This is a genomic window from Photobacterium alginatilyticum, from assembly GCF_009910675.1.
In the GTDB taxonomy this organism is placed as follows: Bacteria; Pseudomonadota; Gammaproteobacteria; order Enterobacterales; family Vibrionaceae; genus Photobacterium; species Photobacterium alginatilyticum.
On the sequence record NZ_RSEJ01000001.1, the window covers coordinates 67,808 to 92,042 of the forward strand.

The 24,235-nt window shown below is 49.3% G+C and carries 21 protein-coding genes; 12 read left to right on the plus strand and 9 right to left on the minus strand.

Annotated features, from left to right (window positions below; genetic code table 11):
- Positions 1–231 precede the first annotated feature (231 nt).
- Entirely contained in the window at positions 232–1,770 is a 1,539-nt protein-coding gene (locus tag EIZ48_RS00285; protein WP_338046885.1) for an EAL domain-containing protein, read from the plus strand.
- Between the two features lie 7 nt (positions 1,771–1,777).
- Here the strand turns inward: EIZ48_RS00285 and EIZ48_RS00290 are convergent, their stop codons facing one another.
- From EIZ48_RS00290 to EIZ48_RS29650, 6 genes are all read right to left on the minus strand, one after another.
- Entirely contained in the window at positions 1,778–2,077 is a 300-nt protein-coding gene (locus tag EIZ48_RS00290) for a 2Fe-2S iron-sulfur cluster-binding protein (protein WP_160648160.1), read from the minus strand.
- Positions 2,074–3,207 (minus strand): class Ia ribonucleoside-diphosphate reductase subunit beta, encoded by a 1,134-nt coding sequence (nrdB, locus tag EIZ48_RS00295; protein ID WP_160648491.1) that lies wholly within the window; start codon positions 3,205–3,207, stop codon positions 2,074–2,076. Before nrdB ends, EIZ48_RS00290 begins: the two co-directional genes overlap by 4 nt.
- Before the next feature lie 49 nt (positions 3,208–3,256).
- Positions 3,257–5,524, minus strand: coding sequence for a class 1a ribonucleoside-diphosphate reductase subunit alpha (nrdA, locus tag EIZ48_RS00300; protein ID WP_160648161.1), 2,268 nt, complete (start codon positions 5,522–5,524; stop codon positions 3,257–3,259).
- A 380-nt stretch (positions 5,525–5,904) separates the two neighbouring features.
- Entirely contained in the window at positions 5,905–6,591 is a 687-nt protein-coding gene (locus EIZ48_RS00305) for an HAD family hydrolase (RefSeq protein ID WP_160648162.1), read from the minus strand.
- Between the two features lie 188 nt (positions 6,592–6,779).
- Positions 6,780–7,487 (minus strand): bifunctional 2-polyprenyl-6-hydroxyphenol methylase/3-demethylubiquinol 3-O-methyltransferase UbiG, encoded by a 708-nt coding sequence (ubiG, locus tag EIZ48_RS00310; protein WP_075766552.1) that lies wholly within the window; start codon positions 7,485–7,487, stop codon positions 6,780–6,782.
- A 223-nt stretch (positions 7,488–7,710) separates the two neighbouring features.
- Positions 7,711–7,845, minus strand: coding sequence for a hypothetical protein (locus tag EIZ48_RS29650; protein WP_275690342.1), 135 nt, complete (start codon positions 7,843–7,845; stop codon positions 7,711–7,713).
- Positions 7,846–8,275: 430 nt separating this feature from the next.
- On the opposite strand from EIZ48_RS29650, the gene gyrA reads away from it, so the two are divergent.
- Both gyrA and serC read left to right on the plus strand, forming a co-directional pair.
- Entirely contained in the window at positions 8,276–10,930 is a 2,655-nt protein-coding gene (gyrA, locus tag EIZ48_RS00315) for a DNA topoisomerase (ATP-hydrolyzing) subunit A (protein ID WP_160648163.1), read from the plus strand.
- A 296-nt stretch (positions 10,931–11,226) separates the two neighbouring features.
- On the plus strand, positions 11,227–12,309 hold the full coding sequence (gene serC, locus EIZ48_RS00320; RefSeq protein ID WP_160648164.1) for a 3-phosphoserine/phosphohydroxythreonine transaminase: 1,083 nt from the start codon (positions 11,227–11,229) through the stop codon (positions 12,307–12,309).
- A 48-nt stretch (positions 12,310–12,357) separates the two neighbouring features.
- Here serC and EIZ48_RS00325 read toward each other — a convergent pair whose 3' ends face one another.
- A complete protein-coding gene (locus EIZ48_RS00325) occupies positions 12,358–12,876 on the minus strand; it encodes a lipocalin family protein (RefSeq protein ID WP_192928411.1) in 519 nt (172 codons plus the stop codon).
- Between the two features lie 312 nt (positions 12,877–13,188).
- Here EIZ48_RS00325 and EIZ48_RS00330 point away from each other — a divergent pair, with 312 nt between their 5' ends.
- Positions 13,189–13,866 carry a hypothetical protein gene (locus tag EIZ48_RS00330; RefSeq protein WP_160648165.1) on the plus strand — a complete coding sequence of 226 codons (678 nt, stop codon included), beginning with the start codon at positions 13,189–13,191 and terminating at the stop codon, positions 13,864–13,866.
- A 342-nt stretch (positions 13,867–14,208) separates the two neighbouring features.
- Here the strand turns inward: EIZ48_RS00330 and EIZ48_RS00335 are convergent, their stop codons facing one another.
- Positions 14,209–14,634, minus strand: coding sequence for an NUDIX domain-containing protein (locus tag EIZ48_RS00335; RefSeq protein WP_160648166.1), 426 nt, complete (start codon positions 14,632–14,634; stop codon positions 14,209–14,211).
- Positions 14,635–14,800: 166 nt separating this feature from the next.
- On the opposite strand from EIZ48_RS00335, the gene aroA reads away from it, so the two are divergent.
- The 6 genes from aroA (at position 14,801) to lapB (ending at position 20,746) form a co-directional block, all read left to right on the plus strand.
- Complete coding sequence (gene aroA, locus EIZ48_RS00340; protein ID WP_160648167.1) at positions 14,801–16,081, plus strand: 3-phosphoshikimate 1-carboxyvinyltransferase; 1,281 nt, start codon at positions 14,801–14,803, stop codon at positions 16,079–16,081.
- A 254-nt stretch (positions 16,082–16,335) separates the two neighbouring features.
- Complete coding sequence (cmk, locus tag EIZ48_RS00345) at positions 16,336–17,019, plus strand: (d)CMP kinase (protein ID WP_075766545.1); 684 nt, start codon at positions 16,336–16,338, stop codon at positions 17,017–17,019.
- Between the two features lie 99 nt (positions 17,020–17,118).
- Entirely contained in the window at positions 17,119–18,789 is a 1,671-nt protein-coding gene (rpsA, locus tag EIZ48_RS00350; RefSeq protein WP_160648168.1) for a 30S ribosomal protein S1, read from the plus strand.
- Between the two features lie 72 nt (positions 18,790–18,861).
- Positions 18,862–19,155, plus strand: coding sequence for an integration host factor subunit beta (gene ihfB, locus EIZ48_RS00355; RefSeq protein WP_075766543.1), 294 nt, complete (start codon positions 18,862–18,864; stop codon positions 19,153–19,155).
- 130 nt (positions 19,156–19,285) lie between these two features.
- Positions 19,286–19,570 carry a LapA family protein gene (locus EIZ48_RS00360; RefSeq protein WP_075766542.1) on the plus strand — a complete coding sequence of 95 codons (285 nt, stop codon included), beginning with the start codon at positions 19,286–19,288 and terminating at the stop codon, positions 19,568–19,570.
- Between the two features lie 6 nt (positions 19,571–19,576).
- On the plus strand, positions 19,577–20,746 hold the full coding sequence (lapB, locus tag EIZ48_RS00365) for a lipopolysaccharide assembly protein LapB (protein ID WP_160648169.1): 1,170 nt from the start codon (positions 19,577–19,579) through the stop codon (positions 20,744–20,746).
- A 67-nt stretch (positions 20,747–20,813) separates the two neighbouring features.
- Here lapB and EIZ48_RS00370 read toward each other — a convergent pair whose 3' ends face one another.
- Entirely contained in the window at positions 20,814–21,695 is an 882-nt protein-coding gene (locus tag EIZ48_RS00370) for an AEC family transporter (protein WP_160648170.1), read from the minus strand.
- Between the two features lie 359 nt (positions 21,696–22,054).
- Here EIZ48_RS00370 and pyrF point away from each other — a divergent pair, with 359 nt between their 5' ends.
- Both pyrF and EIZ48_RS00380 read left to right on the plus strand, forming a co-directional pair.
- Positions 22,055–22,750, plus strand: a complete 696-nt coding sequence (pyrF, locus tag EIZ48_RS00375; protein ID WP_160648171.1) for an orotidine-5'-phosphate decarboxylase — start codon at positions 22,055–22,057, stop codon at positions 22,748–22,750.
- A 184-nt stretch (positions 22,751–22,934) separates the two neighbouring features.
- Positions 22,935–24,206 (plus strand): MgtC/SapB family protein, encoded by a 1,272-nt coding sequence (locus tag EIZ48_RS00380; protein ID WP_160648172.1) that lies wholly within the window; start codon positions 22,935–22,937, stop codon positions 24,204–24,206.
- Positions 24,207–24,235: the final 29 nt, after the last annotated feature.

Sequence of the window (24,235 nt, forward strand, 5' to 3'; positions counted from 1 at the left end):
TCAATATCATATTTGAACTGTTCGTTTGATCCGCTCTTTTTATTTGTCGAAATAGTATGTAGTATCCCCATTATAAAGATAAAAATTAGACATCACTTCCATATTTTAATGAAAAATAACTAAACAAGTTGGCTTGGATGCATGGTGATAATGATATAACGGAATAATATAACATCGAAGCGAAAAGGTTTAGGAAATCAGACAGGCACTAACCGTTCCTTATTTAGGGATGTGGTTGTTATTTATTTACTGACATTTTTTCTTAGCTTGCCCTTTTATTTCTGGAAGCTCCATGCGGAACTTTCGATATTGGGTGAAGATGCGCTATCTCGAATTAATAGTTTTGTTGATAATACTGCTGCGAGTCTTCAGCCGTTGCTGATGGACAATATGGCCTGTACGCCGGGTGATGTTGGGGCGCTGCGTAAAACGGTGTTTCTTTCATATCGTGTGAAAGAGATAGGCCTGATTAACCAGGACAACAGAGTATACTGTACCAGTAACCTTGGCCGGACATCGATACGTATTTTTCCCAGTACGATTGCGCGCTGGCCGGAAACCGCAGGCAGCAGAACACTTTCTTTAACCCGGGCGAAAACGGGGAAGACCCAATCCTTTTTTATATACCTGCGTGGTCAGGATGGCATGGGGGCGAATGCACTGATCCCGCCCGATGTTCTTACTGAGCTAGTCGGTAAAGGGCTGCAGTTTGATAATTTACCCTTTGTTGTTACTGTTGCCGGAAAGCCCCACCAGAGTGCTCACAATAGCATTGATGTTAATGAGGCAAGGCATCAGGTGAGTGTCTTGAATTTTTCTTCACCCCAGTACCCACTAGAACTTGAATTTCTGGTGACGCCGCGGTTTAAATTACATTATTTGATAGAGCAGTACTGGATATCGATACTGCTTGGCAGTGTCTTTAGCCTGATTTATGCCTATGCGAGCCACCGCAGGGTATTACGCCAGTCTTTGCCAGCCACGTTTGAGTGGGCACTAAAAAATCGCGAACTGGAAGTCTACTTCCAGCCAATTGTTGATCCCCGTATTGATAAGCCCCTGGGCTTTGAATTGTTATTGCGCTGGCAACATCCGGTTCATGGAATGATCTCGCCACTAATATTTATTCCGCTGGCCGAGCAACTGGGAAAAATCTCCGCGCTAACCGATTTCGTACTCGACACAGCTATCGACTTTATTCGTGACAATGAAGCCCTGATGGAGTCGCGTTATCTGTCGGTGAATATTAGCCGTCACTCACTGCTTGATCACGAGTTTGCGGATCGTATCTGCCAGCGTTGCAATAACGATAGGATGATCACCCAGTACTTGCTCCTGGAAGTGACCGAGGAGCTGGCATTTTCGGAGTCGGAGATGGTGACTGTTATCGCCCAGCTCAACCGGCTACAGGCCTGTGGTTTTCGAATTGCAGTGGATGATTTCGGCACCGGTTACTCAGGGCTTGATTTGATCCGGCGTTTTCCGTTTGATGTGGTTAAAATCGACAAGGTCTTTATTAAAGAGCTCGTGGAAGAAGGCACCGCCATTCCGCTTCTGGATTCGATGATAGGACTGGCTCGTCGTCTGGATATGTCGATTATAGCCGAAGGCGTGGAGACAGTTCAGCAGGCAGAGAGCCTGCTGCTGCGAGGGGTGAACTATCATCAGGGGTTTTATTATGCTAAACCAATGCCGCAGCAGACATTGCTGGAATGGCTGAAGACGTTCAAGCGGCCTACGCTGAGTGAAGAGGTCGAGTTGGTGTCGTAGTCAGTTGTTAGCTATTGGCGGCTTGTTGGTCGGCCAGTGGGTTTTCTGCCAGCAGGTAATCGAATTCGATCTCGAGGTTGCTCTTGGGCACCGAGCTGCAGGCTAATACTTCGTTAGGGGCGACAAAAGCCATCACATCATCCTGATTGACGGCACCGGCCTTCAATTTGCAGCGGCACGCACCGCACATGCCATTTCGGCACTGGAACTCAGGTTGCAGGCCGGCTTTTTCCAGTTGGTTTAGTAACGGTTCACGGCTGTTGCCGTGAACCGTTTGTCCGTTAACCTTGATGGTTAATTGACTCATAGCTCGAAGTCACCCAGATCGTCGGCGCTGACGTCGTTGTCAATCTGACCGACCAGGTATGAGCTGATCTCAGCTTCCTGTGGGGCAACCTGAACGTTGTCCGAAGATAGCCATGAGTTAATCCACGGAATTGGGTTTTGCGTCGCACCCGGATAAGCATGCTCAAGGCCAACCGCCTTCATCCGCAGGTTGGTGATGTACTCGACATACTGACACAGGATGTCTTTGTTCAGACCGATCATCGAACCATCTTTGAACAGGTATTCCGCCCACTCTTTTTCCTGCTCGGCAGCTTCTTTGAAGATATCGAAGCACTCTTGCTGGCACTCTTGGGCGATCTCAGCCATTTCAGGATCGTCCTGACCGGTACGCAGCAGGTTCAGGATATGCTGGGTGCCGGTAAGGTGAAGAGCCTCGTCGCGGGCAATCAGCTTGATGATCTTGGCATTACCTTCCATTAGCTCTCGCTCGGCGAAAGCAAACGAGCAGGCAAAGCTGACGTAGAAGCGGATCGCTTCCAACGCGTTGACCGACATCATGCACAGATAAAGCTTCTTCTTGATCTCGCGAAGGTTAACCGTAACGGTTTGACCGTTGACGGTATGGGTACCTTCGCCCAGGCGATGATAATCACTGGTGGCAGAGATCAGCTCGTCATAGTATTTCGAGATATCGCCGGCACGTTTGATGATGTGCTCGTTATCAACGATATCGTCAAACACAATGGCCGGATCCGTCACGATATTGCGGATGATATGGGTATAGGAACGCGAATGGATCGTTTCCGAGAACGACCAGGTCTCAATCCAGGTTTCAAGCTCCGGGATCGAAACAATTGGCAGTAGCGCAACGTTCGGGCTGCGGCCCTGAATAGAATCAAGCAGGGTCTGATATTTCAGGTTGCTGATGAAAATGTGTCTTTCGTGATCGGGCAGATTATTGTAATCAATGCGGTCGCCCGATACGTCTACTTCCTCCGGACGCCAGAAGAAGGAAAGCTGCTTTTCAATCAGCTTTTCGAAAATTTCAAATTTCTGTTGGTCATAACGAGCAACGTTGACTGACTGGCCGAAGAACATCGGTTCTTTTAGCTGATCGTTATTGGTTTGACAAAAAGTGCTATATGCCATCATATCCTCAACATCGATGGGAGCTTAAGCTCCCATCGTTTCAATTCAGTTAAATCTTGCAGCTGGTGCAGTCATCTGCGCCTGCATCGCCCTGGCTATCTGCCGCGCCGTCACGGGTGTTGTGGTAGTACAGGGTTTTCACGCCGAGTTTATACGCTGTCAGCAGGTCTTTAAGCAAGAGCTTCATCGGTACTTTGCCGCCCGGCTGGATGCTCGGATCGTAGTTTGTATTGGCTGAAATCGCCTGATCGATGAATTTCTGCATGATACCGACCAGCTGCAGGTAGCCGTCGTTGCTGCCGATGTTCCAAAGTAGCTCGTAGTTGTCTTTGTACTTGCTGTACTCAGGTACAACTTGCTTCAGGATACCGTCTTTCGATGCCTTAACTGATACGAAACCACGTGGTGGCTCGATACCGTTGGTTGCGTTCGAGATCTGAGATGAGGTCTCAGATGGCATCAGGGCAGACAGGGTCGAGTTGCGCAGACCGTGTGTTTTGATCTCTTCGCGCAATGTTTCCCAGTCGTAGTGAAGCTCTTGGCTACAGATCTTATCGATGTCCTGCTTGTAGGTATCGATAGGCAGGATGCCCTGAGCATAGGTGGTTTCGTTAAATGACGGACACGCGCCTTGCTCTTTTGCCAGACCGACAGATGCTTTTAGCAGGTAGTACTGCATTGCTTCAAATGCCTGGTGAGTCAGGTTGTTTGCACTGCCGTCTGAGTAGCGAACACCATTTTTCGCCAGGTAGTAGGCAAAGTTGATCACACCGACACCCAGGGTACGGCGGTTCATGGTCGAGCGGCGTGCAGCCGGAAGCGGATAGTCCTGGTAATCAAGCAGGGCATCCAGCGCGCGAACAGTCAGATCGGCCAGCTCTTCCAGATCATCCAGCGAGTCGATAGCACCAAGGTTAAACGCTGATAGCGTACACAGGGCGATCTCGCCGTTTTCGTCTTCAACGTTGTTCAGTGGTTTGGTCGGCAGTGCAATTTCCAGACAAAGGTTAGACTGGCGAATTGGTGCAACAGCCGGATCAAACGGGCTGTGGGTGTTGCAGTGGTCGACGTTCTGAATGTAGATACGGCCGGTAGACGCACGCTCTTGCATCAGCAGCGAGAATAGCTCAATTGCCTTGATGGTTTTGCGCTTGATGCTGCTGTCTTGCTCGTACTTCACGTACAGGCGTTCAAATTCGGCCTGGTCGGCAAAGAACGCATCGTACAGGCCAGGAACATCTGATGGTGAGAACAGGCTGATGCTTTCACCCTTAATAAGGCGGGTGTACATAAGCTTGTTGATCTGAACACCGTAGTCCATGTGACGGACGCGGTTTTCTTCAACACCACGGTTATTCTTAAGAACCAGTAATGACTCGACTTCACCGTGCCAAATTGGGTAGAACAGGGTTGCGGCACCGCCACGAACACCGCCCTGCGAGCAGCACTTAACGGCAGTCTGGAAGTACTTGTAGAACGGGATACAGCCCGTATGGAAGGCTTCACCGCCACGAATTTCCGAGCCAAGAGCACGAATGCGGCCAGCGTTGATACCGATGCCGGCACGCTGGGAAACGTAACGTACAATCGAGCTTGCTGTGGCATTGATTGAATCCAGGCTATCGTCACATTCGATCAGTACACAGGAGCTGAACTGGCGGGTCGGAGTACGTACACCTGACATGATAGGTGTCGGTAGTGAAATCTTGAATGTCGATACCGCATCATAGAAACGCTTGATGTAGCTAAGACGGGTTTCTTTCGGATACTTGCCGAACAGGCAGGCAGCGATCATCATGTACAGGAACTGGGCGCTTTCGAAAATTTCGCCTGTTACACGGTTCTGAACCAGATACTTGCCTTCCAGCTGTTTAACAGCGGCATAAGAGAAGTTCATATCACGCCAATGGTCAATGTAGCTGTCCATCAGGTCAAATTCTTCTTTGCTATAGTCTTCGAGCAAATGGTTGTCGTACTTACCTTTTTCTACAAGGTTCGTAACGTGGTCAAAAAGTTTTGGTGGCTCGAACTGACCATAGGCTTTCTTGCGCAGGTGGAAGATAGCAAGACGTGCAGCAAGGTACTGATAGTCAGGCGTTTCCTCTGAAATCAAGTCAGCTGCTGCTTTGATGATGGTTTCGTGGATATCCTCAGTCTTGATCCCTTCGTAAAACTGAATGTGAGACTTTAGCTCGACTTGTGATACGGAGACATTTTCCAGGCCTTCGGCAGCCCAGGCTATCACTCGGTGGATTTTCTCCAAATCGATACTTTCTTTGCGTCCATCACGCTTGGTAACAGTTAGCTGTTGATTCATTTTTGGTCTTTTTCCCAGTATTTCTTGAATAACAGTGTTTTTTGCAACTTTCACACTAAGAGTAGCAAAGATTGTGATCTTTGTTCACTTCCTAAGGTGAAACGAAAACACTATATATTGGGGTGTTGAGCTTATGGGGTTACAAGATAGTGATGAAGGGGCCGTTTTGCAAGGCGGTAATTTTTAACCGCCTGTGGATAACATGGGGATGGCAAAAAAAATGTTAGCGTTCACTAACTGATTTAGACAGATGCGCCAATATAATAGGAAAAATCAAATAAAATCCGAGGAAAAAATTATCGGGATAAAAAAAAATTCCCTTGATTTTTATCAATTTTAACGTACTCAAGATGCTGTGAACTTATTGATTAAGAAATGACTTATTCTGGGTCCCGATGGTCGTTCTGCTGCTCGAGCATATCTATCAGCGCTTCCGGCGTAGGCAGGATACCTTTGGCTTGCCAGGTGCTCGGGGTATGGGCCTCACCGATATATCCCCAACCGGCAACATACCCATGCATACGGGCAGCATTGGCCGCTATCATGTCTTTTTCTATGTCACCGATATAGGCACATGCCGTATGCGCAATGCCAAGCATTTCGCTGGCGTGAAGCAATGGCTCGGGGTGCGGCTTGGCAACGGTTAGGGTGTCACCACATACAATGACTTGTGCTTTCAACAGTTCGGGGAAAAACGGCAGCAGCAACTCGGTCAGAAAACCGGGCTTGTTGGTCATGATCCCCCAGGGAATATGCTGGTGATCGAGATAGGCGAGTAGCCGGTTGATGCCGCGGTAGATGGATGTGCCCTCGCAGATGTTCTGCTGGTAATAGCCGAGAAACTCGCGTCTGAGCTGCTGGGCATCCAGGTGGGAGGGAATTGAGCCGAAGCCCGCGGTTAGCAGACCTTTAGCCCCGTAACTGGTATTGGCCTGAATTTGCTCCTCGGTGAGCGGGCCATGGTCATAGTCAGCCAGTACTTTGTTGGCGGCCTCGGCCATGTCGGGCGCAGTGTCAAGTAAAGTACCGTCGAGATCAAACAGTACGGCTCTGATAGGCAGGCTCATGATTGCAATATCCTTATCATAAAGAGGGGACTATCGTACCTTATCCAATTGAAATAGTTGGTGGTAACGGAAAATATTGCGAGTTACTTTTCTTATTGTAGCCGCAGAAAGTGCGGGTGTGTCGAAAGTCGGGAGAGAGGCAACTGAATTTGGTACAAGAGCGCCGGAAAGCGCCCTTGCAAAACCGGTTAGGGTTTGACGGTATGGACAATGTAGTTGACGTCTACATTGTTACCCAGCCAGTAGTTGTCAGTGAGCGGATTATAATGGAGGCCGGTAATGTGGCGTTCCTGGAGCGGGGTTTGGTCGATCATGTCAATCAGCTCTGACGGTCGAATGAACTTATTGTGATCGTGGGTTCCCTTGGGGACCAGTTTTAATAGCTGCTCGGCCCCGACAATGGCAAACAAGTAGGATTTGATGTTGCGGTTGAGGGTCGAGAAAAAGACATGGCCGCCAGGCTTCACCATTTTGGCACATGATGCGATGACGGAAGCGGGATCCGGTACGTGTTCAAGCATCTCCATACAGGTCACGACATCGTAGGTTTGCGGGAACATGTCGGCATGCTCTTCGGCGGTTCGCTGGACATATTCCAGTTTGGTGCCAGTTTCCAGCGCATGAAGCCGAGCGACAGTAAGTGGTTCCTTACCCATATCGAGGCCCGTTACGTCTGCGCCTTCTACAGCCATGCTTTCGGCCAGAATGCCGCCGCCGCAACCTACATCAAGGACTTTTTTGCCAAACAGGCCGCCAGCATTATCGATGACGTAATTCAGGCGTAGTGGATTGATTTGATGAAGTGGTTTGAATTCACCCTCAAGGTCCCACCAACGGGAGGCCATTTCTTCAAATTTACTGATTTCTGCCGGATCGACATTCAACTGCTTGGTCATTCTTATCGCCATTTCCTTTATTGGTGGCGACATTATAGCGGAAGACCGGAGCAGGAAATAATAGTTTTTGTCGCCTGGGCAGACGATTAGCGGCAAGGGGGCAGGCAGCAGATTTTGGACGTTCCTAGAAAAGGAAGCAGCAGATCAGGGCTACTGCTTCAGGCTTTCCCCTGTTCGGTTTGATACGACTCTGGGAGTAGGAAGCTTGGGGGCATGATCATTGTTAACTATTGTTAAATGCCAGCAATTCAGGGCTGAAAGAGCCTGAAAAAACCGTCATTGCAGCGAGAATTAGCATTAAAATGTATTTACCGCCAATGATGCACAGTCCGATGGTGTTGATTGCTTTGCCTAACATAGTGACCTCACTTATTTTCCTTTGAAAAATATTAGTGTACAGGTCCGTTTCATATTGCTAAACGGTGGGTGCAACAGCAATTTTACGCCGCAATATGATGATTAAAGTGACCTTGATCAGATAACTGTTCAGCTCCCAGTCAGGTATTGCGCTAAGTTGCATAAAAAGCGACAAGATCCATTTTTTACAATTGGTAGCACTTTTTTTATTTTGAGAAAAATCTCAATTCATCGAAGTGGGTGAAAAATAACCGTTTGAGCGTGATTAATGCCAGAAAGGCGTCAAGTTAGTGTCTGATTTTTGGTAAATCCGCTAAATTACTCACAACATAAATTGTGAAAGGTGTGCCTATCTAGGCTGATTTATGCTATATTCTCGCACCTTGCACGTATAAAAATACGACAGAAATTACCTGAGGGATATTGGCTCCATGAGCGATCTTGCAAAAGAGATCACGCCCGTAAACATTGAAGAGGAGCTGAAAGGCTCATACCTCGACTACGCGATGTCAGTTATCGTGGGTCGTGCTCTTCCGGATGTGCGTGATGGCCTTAAGCCAGTGCACCGTCGCGTATTGTTCGCGATGAATGTGCTAGGCAATGACTGGAATAAAGCATATAAAAAATCAGCCCGTGTGGTTGGTGACGTAATCGGTAAATATCACCCACACGGTGATAGTGCGGTCTACGACACCATCGTACGTATGGCGCAACCTTTCTCTCTTCGCTACATGCTGGTAGATGGTCAGGGTAACTTCGGTTCTATCGATGGCGACTCCGCGGCTGCGATGCGTTATACCGAAGTTCGTATGGCAAAAATTGCCCACGAGCTGCTGGCCGATCTAGACAAAGAAACGGTTGACTATGTGCCTAACTATGATGGCACTGAACAAATTCCGGCAGTACTGCCTACGAAAATTCCGAACCTGCTGGTTAACGGTTCTTCGGGTATTGCCGTCGGTATGGCAACGAACATTCCGCCGCACAACCTTGGCGAAGTCATCGATGGCTGCCTGGCCTATATCAACGATGAAGACATCACCATTGATCAGTTAATGGAATATATTCCAGGTCCGGACTTCCCGACAGCGGCACTGATCAGCGGTCGCAAAGGTATCATTGATGCCTATAAGACGGGGCGCGGTAAAGTTTACATGCGCTCAAAAGCCGAGATCGAAGCGGACAAGAATGGCAAAGAGACCATTATTGTTACCGAGATCCCGTATCAGGTGAACAAAGCCCGCCTGATCGAGAAAATCGCCGAGCTGGTTAAAGATAAGAAAGTTGAAGGCATCAGTGCCCTGCGCGATGAGTCAGACAAAGACGGTATGCGTATTGTTATCGAGTGTCGACGTGATGCGACTGGCGAGGTTGTGCTGAACAACCTGTACGCTCAGACGCAGCTGCAGACGACATTCGGCATCAACATGGTTGCGCTGGACAATGGTCAGCCTAAGCTTTTCAACCTGAAAGAGATGCTGAAGTGCTTCGTGAACCACCGCCGTGAAGTGGTGACACGCCGTACTATTTACGAATTACGCAAAGCCCGTGAGCGTGCCCATATCCTTGAAGGATTGGCACTGGCGCTGGCCAATATCGATGAAATTATCGAGCTGATCAAGAGTGCTCCGTCACCGGCTGAAGCGAAGGCTGGCCTGGTTGCGCGTGGTTGGGATCTGGGTAACGTTGCTGCAATGCTGGAACGTGCCGGTACCGATGCGGCACGTCCGGAATGGCTGGAAGAGCAATACGGTATTCGTGACAACCAGTACTACCTGACAGAGCAGCAGGCACAGGCAATCCTTGATCTGCGCCTACACAAGCTGACCGGTCTAGAACACGAGAAAATCCTGGGCGAATACAAAGCGCTGCTGGAAGAAATTGCTGAACTGTTGCATATCCTAGGTAGCTCTGAGCGCCTGATGGAAGTGATCCGTGAAGAACTTGAACTGGTTAAAGAGCAGTTCAATGATCCGCGTCGTACTGAAATCACTGCCGCTAGCCATGATATCGATCTTGAGGATCTGATCACTCAGGAAGATGTGGTTGTTACGCTTTCACACGAAGGCTACGTGAAATACCAGGTGCTGAGTGACTACGAAGCTCAGCGCCGTGGTGGTAAGGGTAAGGCGGCAACGCGAATGAAGGATGAAGACTTCATTGAGCGCCTGCTGGTTGCCAATACGCACGACACCATTCTGTGCTTCTCTAGCCGTGGTCGTATGTACTGGCTGAAAGTGTACCAGCTGCCATTGGCGAGCCGTACCGCGCGTGGTAAGCCTATCGTCAATATCCTTCCTCTGGAAGAAGGCGAGCGTATTACTGCAATCCTGCCGGTTAAAGAATACGAAGCGGATAAGTTCGTATTCATGGCAACGGCAGACGGTACCGTTAAGAAGACACCTCTGACAGACTTCAGCCGTCCGCGTAGCGCAGGTATCATTGCGGTGAACCTACGCGAAGGCGATTCGCTGATTGGGGTCGATGTAACAAACAGTACCGACCAAATCATGCTGTTCTCCGAAGCCGGTAAAGTCGTTCGCTTCTCTGAAGAGCAAGTACGTGGTATGGGCCGTACTGCTGCGGGTGTCCGTGGTATGAAACTGGCCGATGGCGACAAAGTGGTTTCTCTGATCGTTCCTCACAACGACGGCGACGTGTTGACGGTAACCGAAAATGGTTACGGCAAGCGAACTTCGCTTGAAGAGTACCCATCGAAGAGCCGTGCGACACAAGGTGTTGTATCGATCAAGGTCTCTGAGCGTAACGGTAAGGTTGTTGGCGCTATTCAAACCGAAGACGGCGATGAGTTCATGATGATCACCAACGGTGGTACGTTAGTTCGAACTCGTGTATCTGAAGTAAGCCGCGTTGGCCGTAATACCCAGGGTGTTACGCTAATCCGTACTGCTGATGAAGAGTTGGTTGTTGGCCTGCAACGTATCGATGAGCCTGAAGAGGAAGACATCATTGATGCCGATATCGAAGATGCAGAAGTAACAGAAGCGCAAGCTGCTGATACTGACAACGCAGATCCAGCCGAGCAATCAGATTCAGATGAAGCCCCTTCTTCTGACGAAGAATAAACTTCACGACAATTTGCTTAACAAGAACGCAGCCTCTACGGGCTGCGTTTTTTTATGTCTGACGGGGAGCCCAAACGGCTGCTATTTTTCCTGTTGAGTCTGTGAATTGTTCAGTTTGCCCTGAATATCCGGTCAGTTGTTCTTTTTTGCAGAAATACTTGTTGTTAAGGCTTTTCAGCGTACGCATAAAGGTGTAAAAACAAAAGTAATTGATCTTTGTCACACTTAGCCTGCGGGCGCCAGATGTGACAAATAGCTATATTATCCCTATGCAGAGCAGGAGCGAGTCTTACATCATGGAAAAGGTCTACAATTTTTGTGCTGGTCCGGCAATGATCCCAGCAGATGTCTTACAGAAAGCACAGAAAGAATTGGTTAACTGGAGCGGCCTGGGCACCTCTGTGATGGAAATTAGCCACCGCAGCAAGGAGTTTCTTGCGGTTGCCGAGCAGTCAGAAAAAGATCTGCGAGAGTTGCTGTCTATCCCAGCTAACTACCATGTACTCTTCTGTCACGGTGGTGCTCGCGGCCAGTTTGCAGCGGTACCGATGAACCTGTTAGGTGAGGCAGATACCGCCGACTATATGGATGGTGGTTACTGGGCTAACAGTGCAGCCAAGGAAGCCGGGAAATACTGTCAGCCGAATGTTGTTGATATTACCTGTGAGCGTGACGGCAAGAAGGCGGTATTGCCTGCATCTGAGTGGCCGCTGTCAGGTGATGCTGCATTTGTACATTTTTGTCCGAATGAAACAATCGACGGTATCGAGATCCGTGATCTGCCGGTGACAGACAAACCGATTGTTGCCGATATGTCTTCGACCATACTGTCACGAAAAATCGATGTATCGAAATACGGTGTGATCTATGCCGGTGCTCAGAAAAATATCGGTCCGGCCGGTCTGACGATTGTTATTGTTCGTGATGATTTGCTCGGAAAGGCCAAGCAGGTGTTGCCGAGTATTCTTGACTATACCGTGTTGGTTGATAAGGACTCGATGTTCAATACGCCGCCGACCTTTGCCTGGTATCTGGCCGGGGAAGTGTTTAAGTGGCTGAAAGAGATCGGCGGGGTCGAAGAGATGCAAAAGCGCAATGAGGCCAAGGCGGAAGAGCTATATCGCTTTATTGATCAGTCTGATTTTTACCGCAACGAGGTACACCCTGCGAACCGCTCGCTGATGAATGTTCCGTTCCAGCTGAAAAAGCCGGAATTGGACAAGGAATTCCTTGAGCAGGCGGATGCTGCCGGCCTGAAGGCACTGAAAGGTCATCGTGTTGTCGGTGGTATGCGGGCGTCTATCTACAATGCCATGCCGCTCGAGGGTGTGCAGGCACTGGTGGACTTCATGCAGAAATTTGAGCAAGAAAACGCATAGTAGCCCGAATTTCATTCACCAAGGCCTCTCTTTTGAGAGGCTTTTTTATCACTGCTGCGGAAAGATGATTTTGCGGGTATCGAAGCCATTTTGCTCGGCAATCGAGAGGTAGTATTGCACCTTGTCTTGGCGCAGTGACTTGTCGCGGGAAAGAATCCAGAAATAATCTGTGTTATAGCTGCTAACTAAAGCAGTGGAGTAGTCGGGTTCGAGGTGAAAGACAACGTAGCTGCCGTAAAAAGGGCCGAAAAAAGATACTTTGAGGTGGGCTGTATCGCTGGCGCCGACGAACTTGGCCTTACCTTCTGCTTCCTTCCATTCATTTTCTTCTTTGCTATAGCCCCGGTTGATTACTTTGACAGAGCCATCCTCATTAAGGCTGTATGTTGCTGAAACTTGGGAAAGGCCCCGTTCAAAGCTGTGGTCTAGACGTGCTATTTCGTGCCAGGTGCCAAGATAACGATCTATGCTGAACGGTTTGACCGGCGTTATTTGCTCTGGCATACCAGTGCAGCCAGACAAGTAAAATAGAGCAACTGTCGTCAAAAAACGGGTAATTAAGTTCATCTTCTACCTTTTGTCGGGTGACTGTAAGAGTGATGTTTTAGGGTAACACTCGTAGTGTACGTAAGATCTTGACGGATAAGATCACTATTCCAGTCTGGAATGGTAGTGGAGAAGAATATGGTTGCTCAGCGAGTGGCAAGAGGTTCCCGATGCCATTTTATACATATTTTTGCCGATAGCATCAGATATACATCACAATCACTGTGCAAAATTTAACCATCTAGATAAACACAGTTTCCCTCAGCGGAAACAGTGTTGAGGCTATTTTCTTGTATCATATGAGGAAATTATTGCGAGGGATTAGCTAGAACGATGATGAACTCAAATGTATATCAAAAGAAAGCATCAGATTTTCAGTTACTGAGTTTGCAAGGCCGCGACAAGGAGTGCCTGACTTCTTTGTTTAGCGAGCATAAAGCGAGTCAACAGCTGCAGGATGCAACGTGTTACCTGGTTTTCAATCAACAGAAGCCATTCTTTTATTCACTGAAAAAGCACCTTGTGAGCACAGGGTACTTTTCAGGTAGCGACAGTGAAGCGATGCTTCCGCATGCGGCGGCTGCAAGCGACAGCACGATTGCAGAAGTCGAAGTTGATTTTCCGCTTGCGCTGTATCGCTCCGCACTGCGCCACGATATTTTTAATATGCTGGTTTCGCTCAAGGAACAATGCGGCCATTACACGCTTAACCTTCGCTTGCCGCTGGATGAAATTGCGTCCGAGTATGAGCTTAATGATATCGCAAAGTTATGCATTGTTGCCGGTGCAGACAACCTTACCCTGTCACTGACGAGGAGCCTCGATAGTCAACAGGAAGCTCGAATCAATTTGCTTGCCAACCTTTTAAAGCGCTTCTTTGTTTCAGACTCCTGCGGCCTGATTTTTAGCGGGCTGACGACACTTCCTGTGATGCAGCGTATTTCATCCCTGGCTATTGAGATACTTGGTGAAGACTGGGTGGATAATGCATCCCTCAAGTTTGAGTGCTAAAACTCGACAAACAAAAATACCGGTGTCCACGACACCGGTTTTTATATATGTATACCCAAACTACCTCAAGATGCTCGTTTCAGCGAGAATTACTTGGCTTGTAGGCTAGGCACCGATTAGAAAATCTAGTGGCTCTAAATTAATAATCGGTAACAACGCATAGAAGCCCCTATCTACTTAACAGAACTGGAACTCGCCCTTTGGGAGTGAGCCAGCGACCCCATTTCTGTGTCAAATAACGTTGAAAGGGAATAGCCATTCCTACCGTCATTTTCCTTGAACTGAGCTCGCTGGACTCACTCTGAATTCTGCATCTTGAGGTAGTTTGGGTATAGATTGGTATTACTCAAGGCAAAAGCGTTTTTCCAGGTAGCAGCGAATAGCCTGCTCGCTGGCATCAAACTGCGGCAGGGGAAGGTGAGTAGGATCGACCCATTGCCACCCCTCGCACTTATCAGGCTCGCGTAGCTCCAGCTGTCCGCCAAATTCGGTGGCCAGCACAGTCACACTGATATAGTGCTTGCCGGACTCATGGTAGGTTTGCAGGTTGTTGGTGACGGCAATGACTTTTGGGTTCTTAATCAGCAGCCCGGTTTCCTCTTCTATCTCGCGCGCAGCACACTGGGTAAAGGTCTCTCCTATGTCCATGTGGCCACCGGGGATCGAATAGTAGGGCGCGTGGCTATTCTTCCTTTTGCCAATCAAGACATTTCCCTGGTCGTTAACAATGATCACACCGACCCCGACTTTGGGTGTTTCTGCTGCCACATTTTACTCCTTGTTATGAAAAATCTCTCTGGATGCCTGCGAATTCACGGCTGACTCATCTTACCATTTTCTGTGATATCGATTGGGTTTAATCAGTACTAGCTAACTGAGACATTATTCGCTAATCTGCTGGAACGCCCAAAAAACAGGATTGAATAGATAACAGATGGAAAGTTTAACGTTACAGCCGATAAATCAGATCAATGGCGAAGTAAATCTACCGGGGTCGAAGAGTGTTTCAAACCGTGCCCTTCTATTGGCGGCGTTAGCTCAAGGTACCACGCGACTTACCAACCTGCTCGACAGCGACGACATCCGTCACATGCTAAATGCCCTCAAGCAGCTGGGTGTGAGCTATCAGTTGTCCGATGACAAAACAGTCTGCGAGGTCACCGGGTTGGGGCGGGCGTTCAAACCCGAGCAGGCGCTTGAACTCTTCCTGGGTAATGCCGGGACCGCGATGCGTCCGTTAGCCGCGGCATTATGTCTCGGTGAGGGAGAGTTCGTTCTGACCGGTGAACCTCGCATGAAGGAGCGTCCGATCGGCCACTTGGTAGAGGCGCTTCGTACTGCCGGTGCTGAGATTACCTACCTGGAAAATGACAACTATCCACCGCTTAAAATCAAGGGAACGGGCCTTCAGGGGGGAGAAGTCGAAATCGATGGCTCTATCTCCAGCCAGTTTCTGACCGCATTTTTGATGTCGGCACCCATGGCCAAGGCCGATACCTTAATCCGAATTAAAGGCGAGCTGGTTTCCAAGCCCTACATTGATATCACTCTGCATATCATGGCCCAGTTCGGGGTGACGGTAGAGAACCGTGACTACCAGGAGTTTGTTGTTCCGGCGGGTCAGATCTATCAGGCGCCGGGCGAGTTCCTGGTTGAAGGCGATGCATCGTCGGCCTCTTACTTCCTGGCAGCGGCTGCTATCAAGGGCGGACAAGTGAAAGTCACCGGTATTGGCAAGAAGAGTATCCAGGGGGATGTTCAGTTTGCTGATGCACTGGCAGCGATGGGTGCTGAGATTGAGTGGGGCGACGATTATGTCATTGCCCGCCGTGGCGAACTAAAGGCTGTCGATATGGACTTCAACCATATCCCGGATGCGGCAATGACCATTGCGACGGCAGCGTTGTTTGCTGACGGGGTGACGTCGATCCGCAATGTCTATAACTGGCGGGTCAAGGAAACCGATCGCCTTGCTGCAATGGCTACCGAGCTGCGCAAGGTCGGTGCCGAGGTCGAGGAGGGCAGTGACTACATTATCATTACCCCGCCGGCGCAGCTTAAGCATGCGGCGATTGATACCTATGATGATCACCGGATGGCGATGTGTTTCTCGCTGGTGGCACTGAGCGATACTCCGGTGACCATTAATGATCCCAAGTGTACCTCGAAGACCTTCCCGGACTATTTTGACAAGCTGGCCGAGCTAAGTTGCTAAACTGACAAACCGCTAAGTCATTCTGTTATTAGAGAAACCCGCCACCTGGCGGGTTTTTGTCTTCTGTGTGCCAGCAACAATGCCAGATAACGAACATTCGGTGGTTTCAGCAATTCGATTTGATAGTACTCACGATTTTTTTCCCGTATAATACGCCCCCGTTTGTGAGCTGTAATACCAAACCTATTGGCCAGTGCCATGGGCTAAATGTTTGGTATTAAAGCTCGATATTTGAACGAATTCGGAGAAAACCTATGTCTACTCATGCTCCAGTGATCACTGTTGATGGGCCAAGCGGCGCCGGCAAGGGGACGCTATGTATGCTATTGGCAGATAAACTGGGCTGGAAACTGCTTGATTCCGGAGCGATCTACCGCGTACTGGCACTGGCAGCTATTCACCATGGTGTTGATCTTGAATCTGAAGATGCGCTGGTTCCGCTAGCGGCACACCTTGATGTTCAGTTCAAGGCCGAAGGCGAGTTGGTCAAGGTTATTCTTGAAGGCGAGGATGTGTCCGGCGAGCTTCGTCGAGAAGAAACGGGCATGGCCGCATCAAAAGTGGCCGCATTGCCACGCGTGCGCGAAGCACTGCTGCGTCGTCAGCGTGCATTTAGCGAGGCACCAGGACTGGTTGCCGACGGTCGTGACATGGGGACCGTGGTCTTCCCGGGCGCAGAAGTGAAAATCTTCCTTGATGCCAGTGCGGAAGAGCGTGCAAATCGCCGCATGAACCAGTTGCAACAGAAAGGCTTAGATGTTAACTTTGACAGTCTTTTAAGCGAAATTCAGGAACGCGACGATCGCGACCGCAACCGTGCGGTGGCTCCGTTGCGTCCCGCTGCCGATGCTTTGGTGCTAGACTCTACTGAGATGTCAATAGAGCAAGTTACTGCCCAGGCATTGGCTTATGTTGAAAAAAAATTATCTGCTGAGTGATCAGCATGATGGCGTCGGTGTCACGGATGAATACTGACATTACTACCAACCCCATGCGGTAGGATACCCATGGTTGTTAATCATATTGAAGATTAAATAATGACTGAATCTTTTGCTTTACTCTTTGAAGAGTCTCTAAACGAAATCGAAACTCGCCCAGGTGCGATCGTTAAAGGTACTGTAGTAGCTATCGAGAACGGTTACGTTCTTGTAGACGCTGGCCTTAAGTCTGAGTCTTCTATCCCTGCTGACGAATTCAAAAACGCTGCCGGCGAAATTGAAATCGAAATCGGTGCAGAAGTAGACGTAGCACTTGACGCAATCGAAGACGGTTTCGGTGAGACTAAACTTTCTCGTGAAAAAGCTAAGCGTCATGAAGCTTGGATCCAGCTTGAAAAAGCTTACGAAGATGCTGAAACAGTTGTTGGTATCATCAACGGTAAAGTTAAGGGTGGCTTCACAGTTGAACTTAACGGTATCCGTGCGTTCCTACCTGGTTCACTAGTTGACGTACGTCCAGTTCGTGACACTGCTCACCTAGAAAACAAAGAGCTAGAGTTCAAAGTAATCAAGCTTGACCAGAAGCGCAACAACGTTGTTGTTTCTCGCCGCGCAGTTATCGAATCTGAAAACAGCGTTGAGCGTGACGAGCTACTTGCTTCTCTACAAGAAGGCATGGAAGTTAAAGGTATCGTTAAGAACCTTACTGACTACGGTGCATTCGTTGATCTTGGCGGTGTTGACGGTCTTCTACACATCACTGATATGGCTTGGAAACGCGTTAAGCACCCAAGCGAAATCGTTAATGTTGGCGACGAAATCAACGTTAAAGTTCTTAAGTTCGACCGTGAGCGTACTCGCGTATCACTAGGTCTTAAGCAGCTAGGCGAAGATCCATGGGTAGCAATCGCTAAGCGTTACCCAGAAGGTACTAAGCTTTCTGGTCGCGTAACTAACCTAACTGACTACGGCTGCTTCGTTGAAATCGAAGAAGGCGTTGAAGGTCTTGTACACGTTTCTGAGATGGATTGGACTAACAAGAACATCCACCCATCTAAAGTTGTTAACGTGGGCGACGAAGTTGAAGTTATGGTTCTTGATATCGACGAAGAGCGTCGTCGTATCAGCCTAGGTCTTAAGCAGTGTAAAGCTAACCCATGGCAGTCATTTGCAGAAATGCAAGCTAAGGGCGATCGCGTAACTGGTAAGATCAAGTCTATCACTGACTTCGGTATCTTCATCGGTCTAGAAGGCGGCATCGACGGTCTAGTTCACCTATCTGACATTTCTTGGAATGTTTCAGGTGAAGAAGCAGTTCGTGACTTCAAGAAAGGCGACGAAATTTCTGCAGTAGTTCTAGCAGTAGACGCAGAGCGTGAGCGTATCTCTCTTGGCGTTAAGCAGATCGAAGAAGACCCATTCAACGGTTTCGTTGCAGTTAACAAGAAAGGTGCTCTAGTTACTGGTACTGTTACTGCTGTTGACGCGAAAGGCGCAACTGTCGAGCTAGCTGAAGGTGTTGAAGGTTACCTACGTGCTTCTGAAGCATCTGTTGACCGTGTTGAAGACGCAACTCTAGTTCTTTCTGTTGGCGATTCTGTTGAAGCTAAGTTCACAGGCGTTGACCGTAAGAACCGCGTAATCAACCTATCTGTTCGTGCTAAAGACGTTGCTGAAGAGCAAGAAGCAATGGCTAACCTGAACAAGCAAGAAGATGCTTCTTTCGGTAACGCTATGGCTGACGCTTTCAAAGCGGCTAAAGGCGAATAATTGAGCTAAGGGGGATCACTTTTCCCCCTAAGCGGTTATACTATTGAGAAACATACTAAAAACGGGGTGTTTATGACAAAGTCTGAATTAATTGAAAGACTGTGTAGTCAACAAACACATCTTTCTGCCAAACAGGTAGAAGATGCAATCAAGGAAATCCTTGAGCACATGGCGACCACTCTCTCAGAGGGCGATCGTATTGAAATCCGTGGCTTTGGTAGCTTCTCATTGCATTACCGTGCTCCACGCGTCGGTCGTAACCCTAAGACAGGCGACAAGGTTGAGTTGGACGGCAAGTACGTTCCGCACTTCAAGCCTGGTAAGGAATTGCGCGATCGAGTTAACTCGGCAATTGCTGCTGGTTAAGCGTGATTAGAACAAAAAAACGGCATGCTGATAGTATGCCGTTTTTTTATGTCTATTGATCATGGTCTGATGTGTCAAAATCTTGCATAATCAACCCATCAAACTTTTGATCAAGTGAGAAGGATTTACGATGAAGATAATTAGCTTTCTGATTTTAGCTGTTTGCTTTTTGCTCACGCTGGCTCTTGGTGCCCAGAACCAGCAGCTGGTAAATTTCGATTTTCTTGTAGCTCAGGGTGAGTTCCAGCTATCTACTTTGCTTGGTATTGCATTCGGTTCCGGTTTTGCGATCGGTTGGTTGATTTGTGGCCTGCTGTATCTGAAAACCCGTTTCTCAAGAAACCGCCTAAGCAAAAAGGTAGCCAAACAACAGCAAGAGCTGAACCAGCTACGTGCTGAGCCTGTTAAGGAATAATCGTTAATGCTAGAGCTGTTGTTCCTGTTACTCCCGATTGCCGCTGCCTATGGCTGGTATATGGGTAACAGGAGCGCTAGTAACAAACAACAGGAGCAGTCTCACCACATGTCGCGCCAGTATGTGACTGGCTTGAACCTGCTGCTATCTGATCAGTCAGATAAAGCGGTTGATGTGTTTATAGAGCTGCTCCAGGTTGATAGCGAAACCATTGATACTCACCTTGCTCTGGGAAACCTTTTCCGCAGCCGGGGCGAGGTTGATCGCGCCATTCGTATTCACCAGAATTTAATTGCCCGCCCCAACCTAACCATAGATCAGCGAAATCTGGCGCTGCAGCAACTGGCAAAAGATTATATGGCTGCCGGCTTTTTTGATCGTGCCGAAAAAATCTTCGAACAATTATTGGATGAACCCGATCACCGTAAAGGGGCGCTGCAGCAGTTACTGACAATTTACCAGCAGACCCGCGAATGGGAAAAAGCCATCGAGGTGGCCTCTCAGTTGGTGAAAATGGGCAAAACCAAGCTAAAGCATGACATCGCCCATTACTGGTGCGAGATGGCTATGCTCGAAATGAGCGCCCTGAACTCGGATAAAGCCAAACAGTTTCTGAAAAAAGCATTGTCAGCGGATAAAACCTGTGTCCGAGCATCGATAATGATGGCGAAAATTCTGATCAGTGCCGAAGACTATAAGACGGCCGCCAAACAGCTGGAGCGGGTGGTCGAGCAGGATATCGATTATGTCAGCGAAACGCTGCCAATGCTGCTGCAGTGCTACGAAGCCACCAACAATGAGACGGGCTGGCTGAAATACTTGCGTCAGTGTGTCGAGCAGAAGGCCGGGGCGACGGCTGAGCTAATGCTGGCCGATGAGATCTCCAAGCATGAAGGCTCTGTGATGGCCCAGACATTCATGACTCGCCAGCTCACCAAGAACCCGACAATGAAAGGTTTCTATCAATTGATGGATTATCACCTGGATGAGGCGGAAGAAGGCCGGGCAAAAGACAGCCTGACGACCCTGCGATCGCTTGTTGGTGAGCAACTGAAGATTAAGCCGCATTTCCGTTGTCGCAAATGCGGATTCGCGACCCATTCTCTGTATTGGCAGTGCCCGTCATGTAAAAGCTGGGGAGCTGTCAAACCGATCCGCGGCCTTGATGGCGAATAATGTTGAAAAGCCCGTTCTGGTGAATGGGCTTTTTTTTGGCTTCAACCTTATCAGGGGCACAACCTGATCATAGCGCCAGCGCACCCCACAATAAGACTGGCAGGGTGACCACGGCAAAGAAGTTGCCAAACAGCACCATCGATGCCACGTTGTTCGGCTCGACGTCAAACCGCTCGGCAAAAAGGTAGTTCATGACGGCCGGCGGCAACATGGTGAACAGCACCATCATTTGCAACTGTTGGTGGGGAAGCGGGATGAAGAGGTAAATCACGGCAAAGGCGATGGCGCCCGTGCCAAGACTGAACAGAGTCGTCATCAGGCCGGTACGCAATCCAGCCAGGCGTAGGTTGACCATCTGTGCGCCCAGGGACAGCAGCATCACCGGGATCGACGCCTGGCCCAGAAGGTGGGTTGCCTCGTAAACAGGCCGCCAGACCGGAATCTCCAGCAGGTTACAGGCAAGAGCAGCCAGTGTGGCCAGTAACAGAGGGGTTTTCAATAGCTGCTGTATCGACAGGGTGCCCTTATTGCTGAGCAGGGCCATCCCGACGGTGATATGCAAGGTGGTCGAGACCACAAACAGCAAGACAGCAGATCCGATGGCGGTATCACCAAAGGTATAGCTAAAGAGTGGGATCGCGAGGTTGCCACTGTTGCGAAACATCTGTGGCGGCCCCCAGGCCTTGAAGGTGATTTTCCTGAACCGGCACAGGGCGAACATCAGCAGCCCGGGGAGCAAGACGGCACAGGTTGCGGCAGCGAGCAGGGTAACCTGAGTTGTATCAGGCTTCATGGTTACCAGTGATGAGAAGATCAGAGCCGGGACAAACACGTCCATGTTGATGCGATTGATTGGTTTGAAGTCAGGCTTGAGATGTCGGCTTATCACGTAGCCGATAAGCACAATCGCAAAGACGGGGAATAATATACCGATGACTTTCTCAAACACACTCGCATCCTTGCAACGTTTCAGTGGATAGGGGGTGACTTGTGATGAAAACGGGCCTCACCCTTTATCGTACCAATCGTCAGGTCAATATACCCTAATCACAGCAAAATGCAGAGTGTTGAGAAAGCGGTGAGGCTGGCTTGACAGGTAAGCCGTTAAGTCCTTGCGGATATCACTTGCTCAAGCCTCCGATATGTTTGCTGCCGGGGTAAAACGATTGGCTGGCAAAGAAGAGTGGTACTTTTAGTGGCTTCGGATCAATATTCAATTAATGCTCGAAAAAAAATGATTTTACTGTACAATCCTGACCGCCCTCAGCGCGCTGGGGAGGATTGAACAATAACTAAGCAGGAGATGCCATGTTAGACCCAAAAGTGATTGTCGCTCTCGACTACCCAAGCCAAGACGAAGCCCTGGCGTTCGTTGACCGTATTGAACCGGGAAGTTGTCGACTGAAAGTTGGCAAAGAGATGTTTACTTATTTTGGCCCTGACTTTGTGCGTAAACTGCATGATCGGGGCCATTCTGTATTTCTGGACCTGAAATTCCATGATATTCCGAATACCTGCTCCCGTGCGGTAGCGGCAGCGGCGGATCTCGGGGTGTGGATGGTCAATGTCCATGCGAGCGGTGGCGAACGTATGATGGCGGCCTCGCGTGACATTCTCGAGCCGTATGGCAAAGACCGCCCGTTGCTGATTGGCGTGACGGTGCTTACCAGTATGGAAGCGGCCGATCTGCGTGGCATCGGTATCCAGGCTGAGCCGCAGGAGCATGTGCTTAACCTGGCACGGCTGACCAAGAACAGCGGCCTGGACGGAGTGGTATGCTCGGCCCAGGAAGCGGGTATGCTGAAGGCTGAGCTTGGCGAAGCGTTCAAGCTGGTCACTCCGGGTATCCGACCTGCAGGCAGTGCTGCTGGCGACCAGCGCCGGGTGATGACGCCAGTCGAGGCAGTTCAGGCCGGTTCGGATTACCTGGTCATTGGACGCCCGATAACCAAAGCGGCCGATCCTGCCGCCGTGCTCGCCGAGATCAACCAATCTCTGGCATAGACAATTTACTGTGACAATGTCTAATAACGCCCGGCTAATGCCGGGCGTTTCTTTTGGACCGGAGTCGATCAAAGTTTCGATGGATATCGATGTTCAGCAATGTTTTTTTTCATACACTTAGACTAAACAGAGAATTGTTGTTCATTATGTCGGCCGTGGATGGAGTAGGCTGAGGAGTACGAAAATGGATGTGGCATTCGATTTTGATTCATCGTTCTGGCGTTTGTTCATTGCTTTGATGCTAGGCGCTATTATCGGTATCCAGCGTGGCTGGGTCGATCGTAATGAAGCCGCGGGATCACGTATCGCCGGTATTCGTACCTACTCGCTGATTGGTCTGCTCGGAGGCATATGCGGCCTGTTGGCTTCGTTCTTTTCAGAGCTTTTTCTCGGCTTTTCTCTTCTTGCCTTTTCTGTCCTGATTATCGTCGCCTACATCAAGAGCCAAAAAGTAAAAGTAAACCTCAGCATTACTGGTTTGGTCGGCATGCTGATCACCTTTTTGCTGGGTAGCCTGGCAGTTGTCGGCGAGCCGGTGATCGCAGCCTCGGCGGCGGTGATCACTGCCATTATTCTCGATAACAAGAAAGAGCTGCATACCGCATTGATGAAGCTTCAGGAGTACGAGCTGGATGCCGCCCTGCGCCTGTTACTGATCTCTGTTGTGATGTTGCCACTGCTGCCCAATCAGGGAATGGGGCCATGGCAGGCCGTCAATCCCTATGAGATTTGGTGGATGGTGGTGCTGATTGCCGGTATTTCCTTTGTCGGCTATTTCGCAATCAAAATTGGCGGCGCCGAAAAGGGGATCTTGTTCACCTGTCTCTTTGCGGGACTGAGCTCTTCGACCGCACTGACACTGCAGTTTTCACACCTTTCCAAACAGCAGGCGCATCTCAGCGGCTTGCTGGCGAGCGGGATCCTGATCAGCTGCGGAACGATGTTTCCGCGTATCTTATTTGTCTGCTCTGTTGTGAACTACACCCTGGTCGAAATGCTATGGCTACCAATGTTGCTGATGATGCTGGGCTTTTATCTTCCAGCCTATTGGATCTGGACTCACTACAAGATTGAGACGGATGAATCACCGCAGGTAAAACAAAATCCGCTGGCGTTGTCCTCGGCATTCTTTTTCGGCATCGTGCTGCTGGCGATCATGTTACTGGCTAATTTGCTGCAAGACTGGTTTGGGAATACCGGAACGCTGCTGCTGGCGGCGATTTCAGGCATTACCGATGTCGATGCCATTACCCTGGCTCTGGGTAGGCAGAGTGCCAATGGCCTGCTGGTGAATACGGCCATGCTGGGAATCTTTATTGCCGCTTCCGTTAACAGCCTGATTAAAATGGGCATGGCGAGTGTTATTGGTGCTAAGTCATTACGTAAGTTTATTATCGTACCGATTTTGGGCTCTGTGCTATTAGGGGCTGGCGCGGTGTGGGTGACATTTGGCTGATTGGACTAGGGATTGTTACCCATAGACAG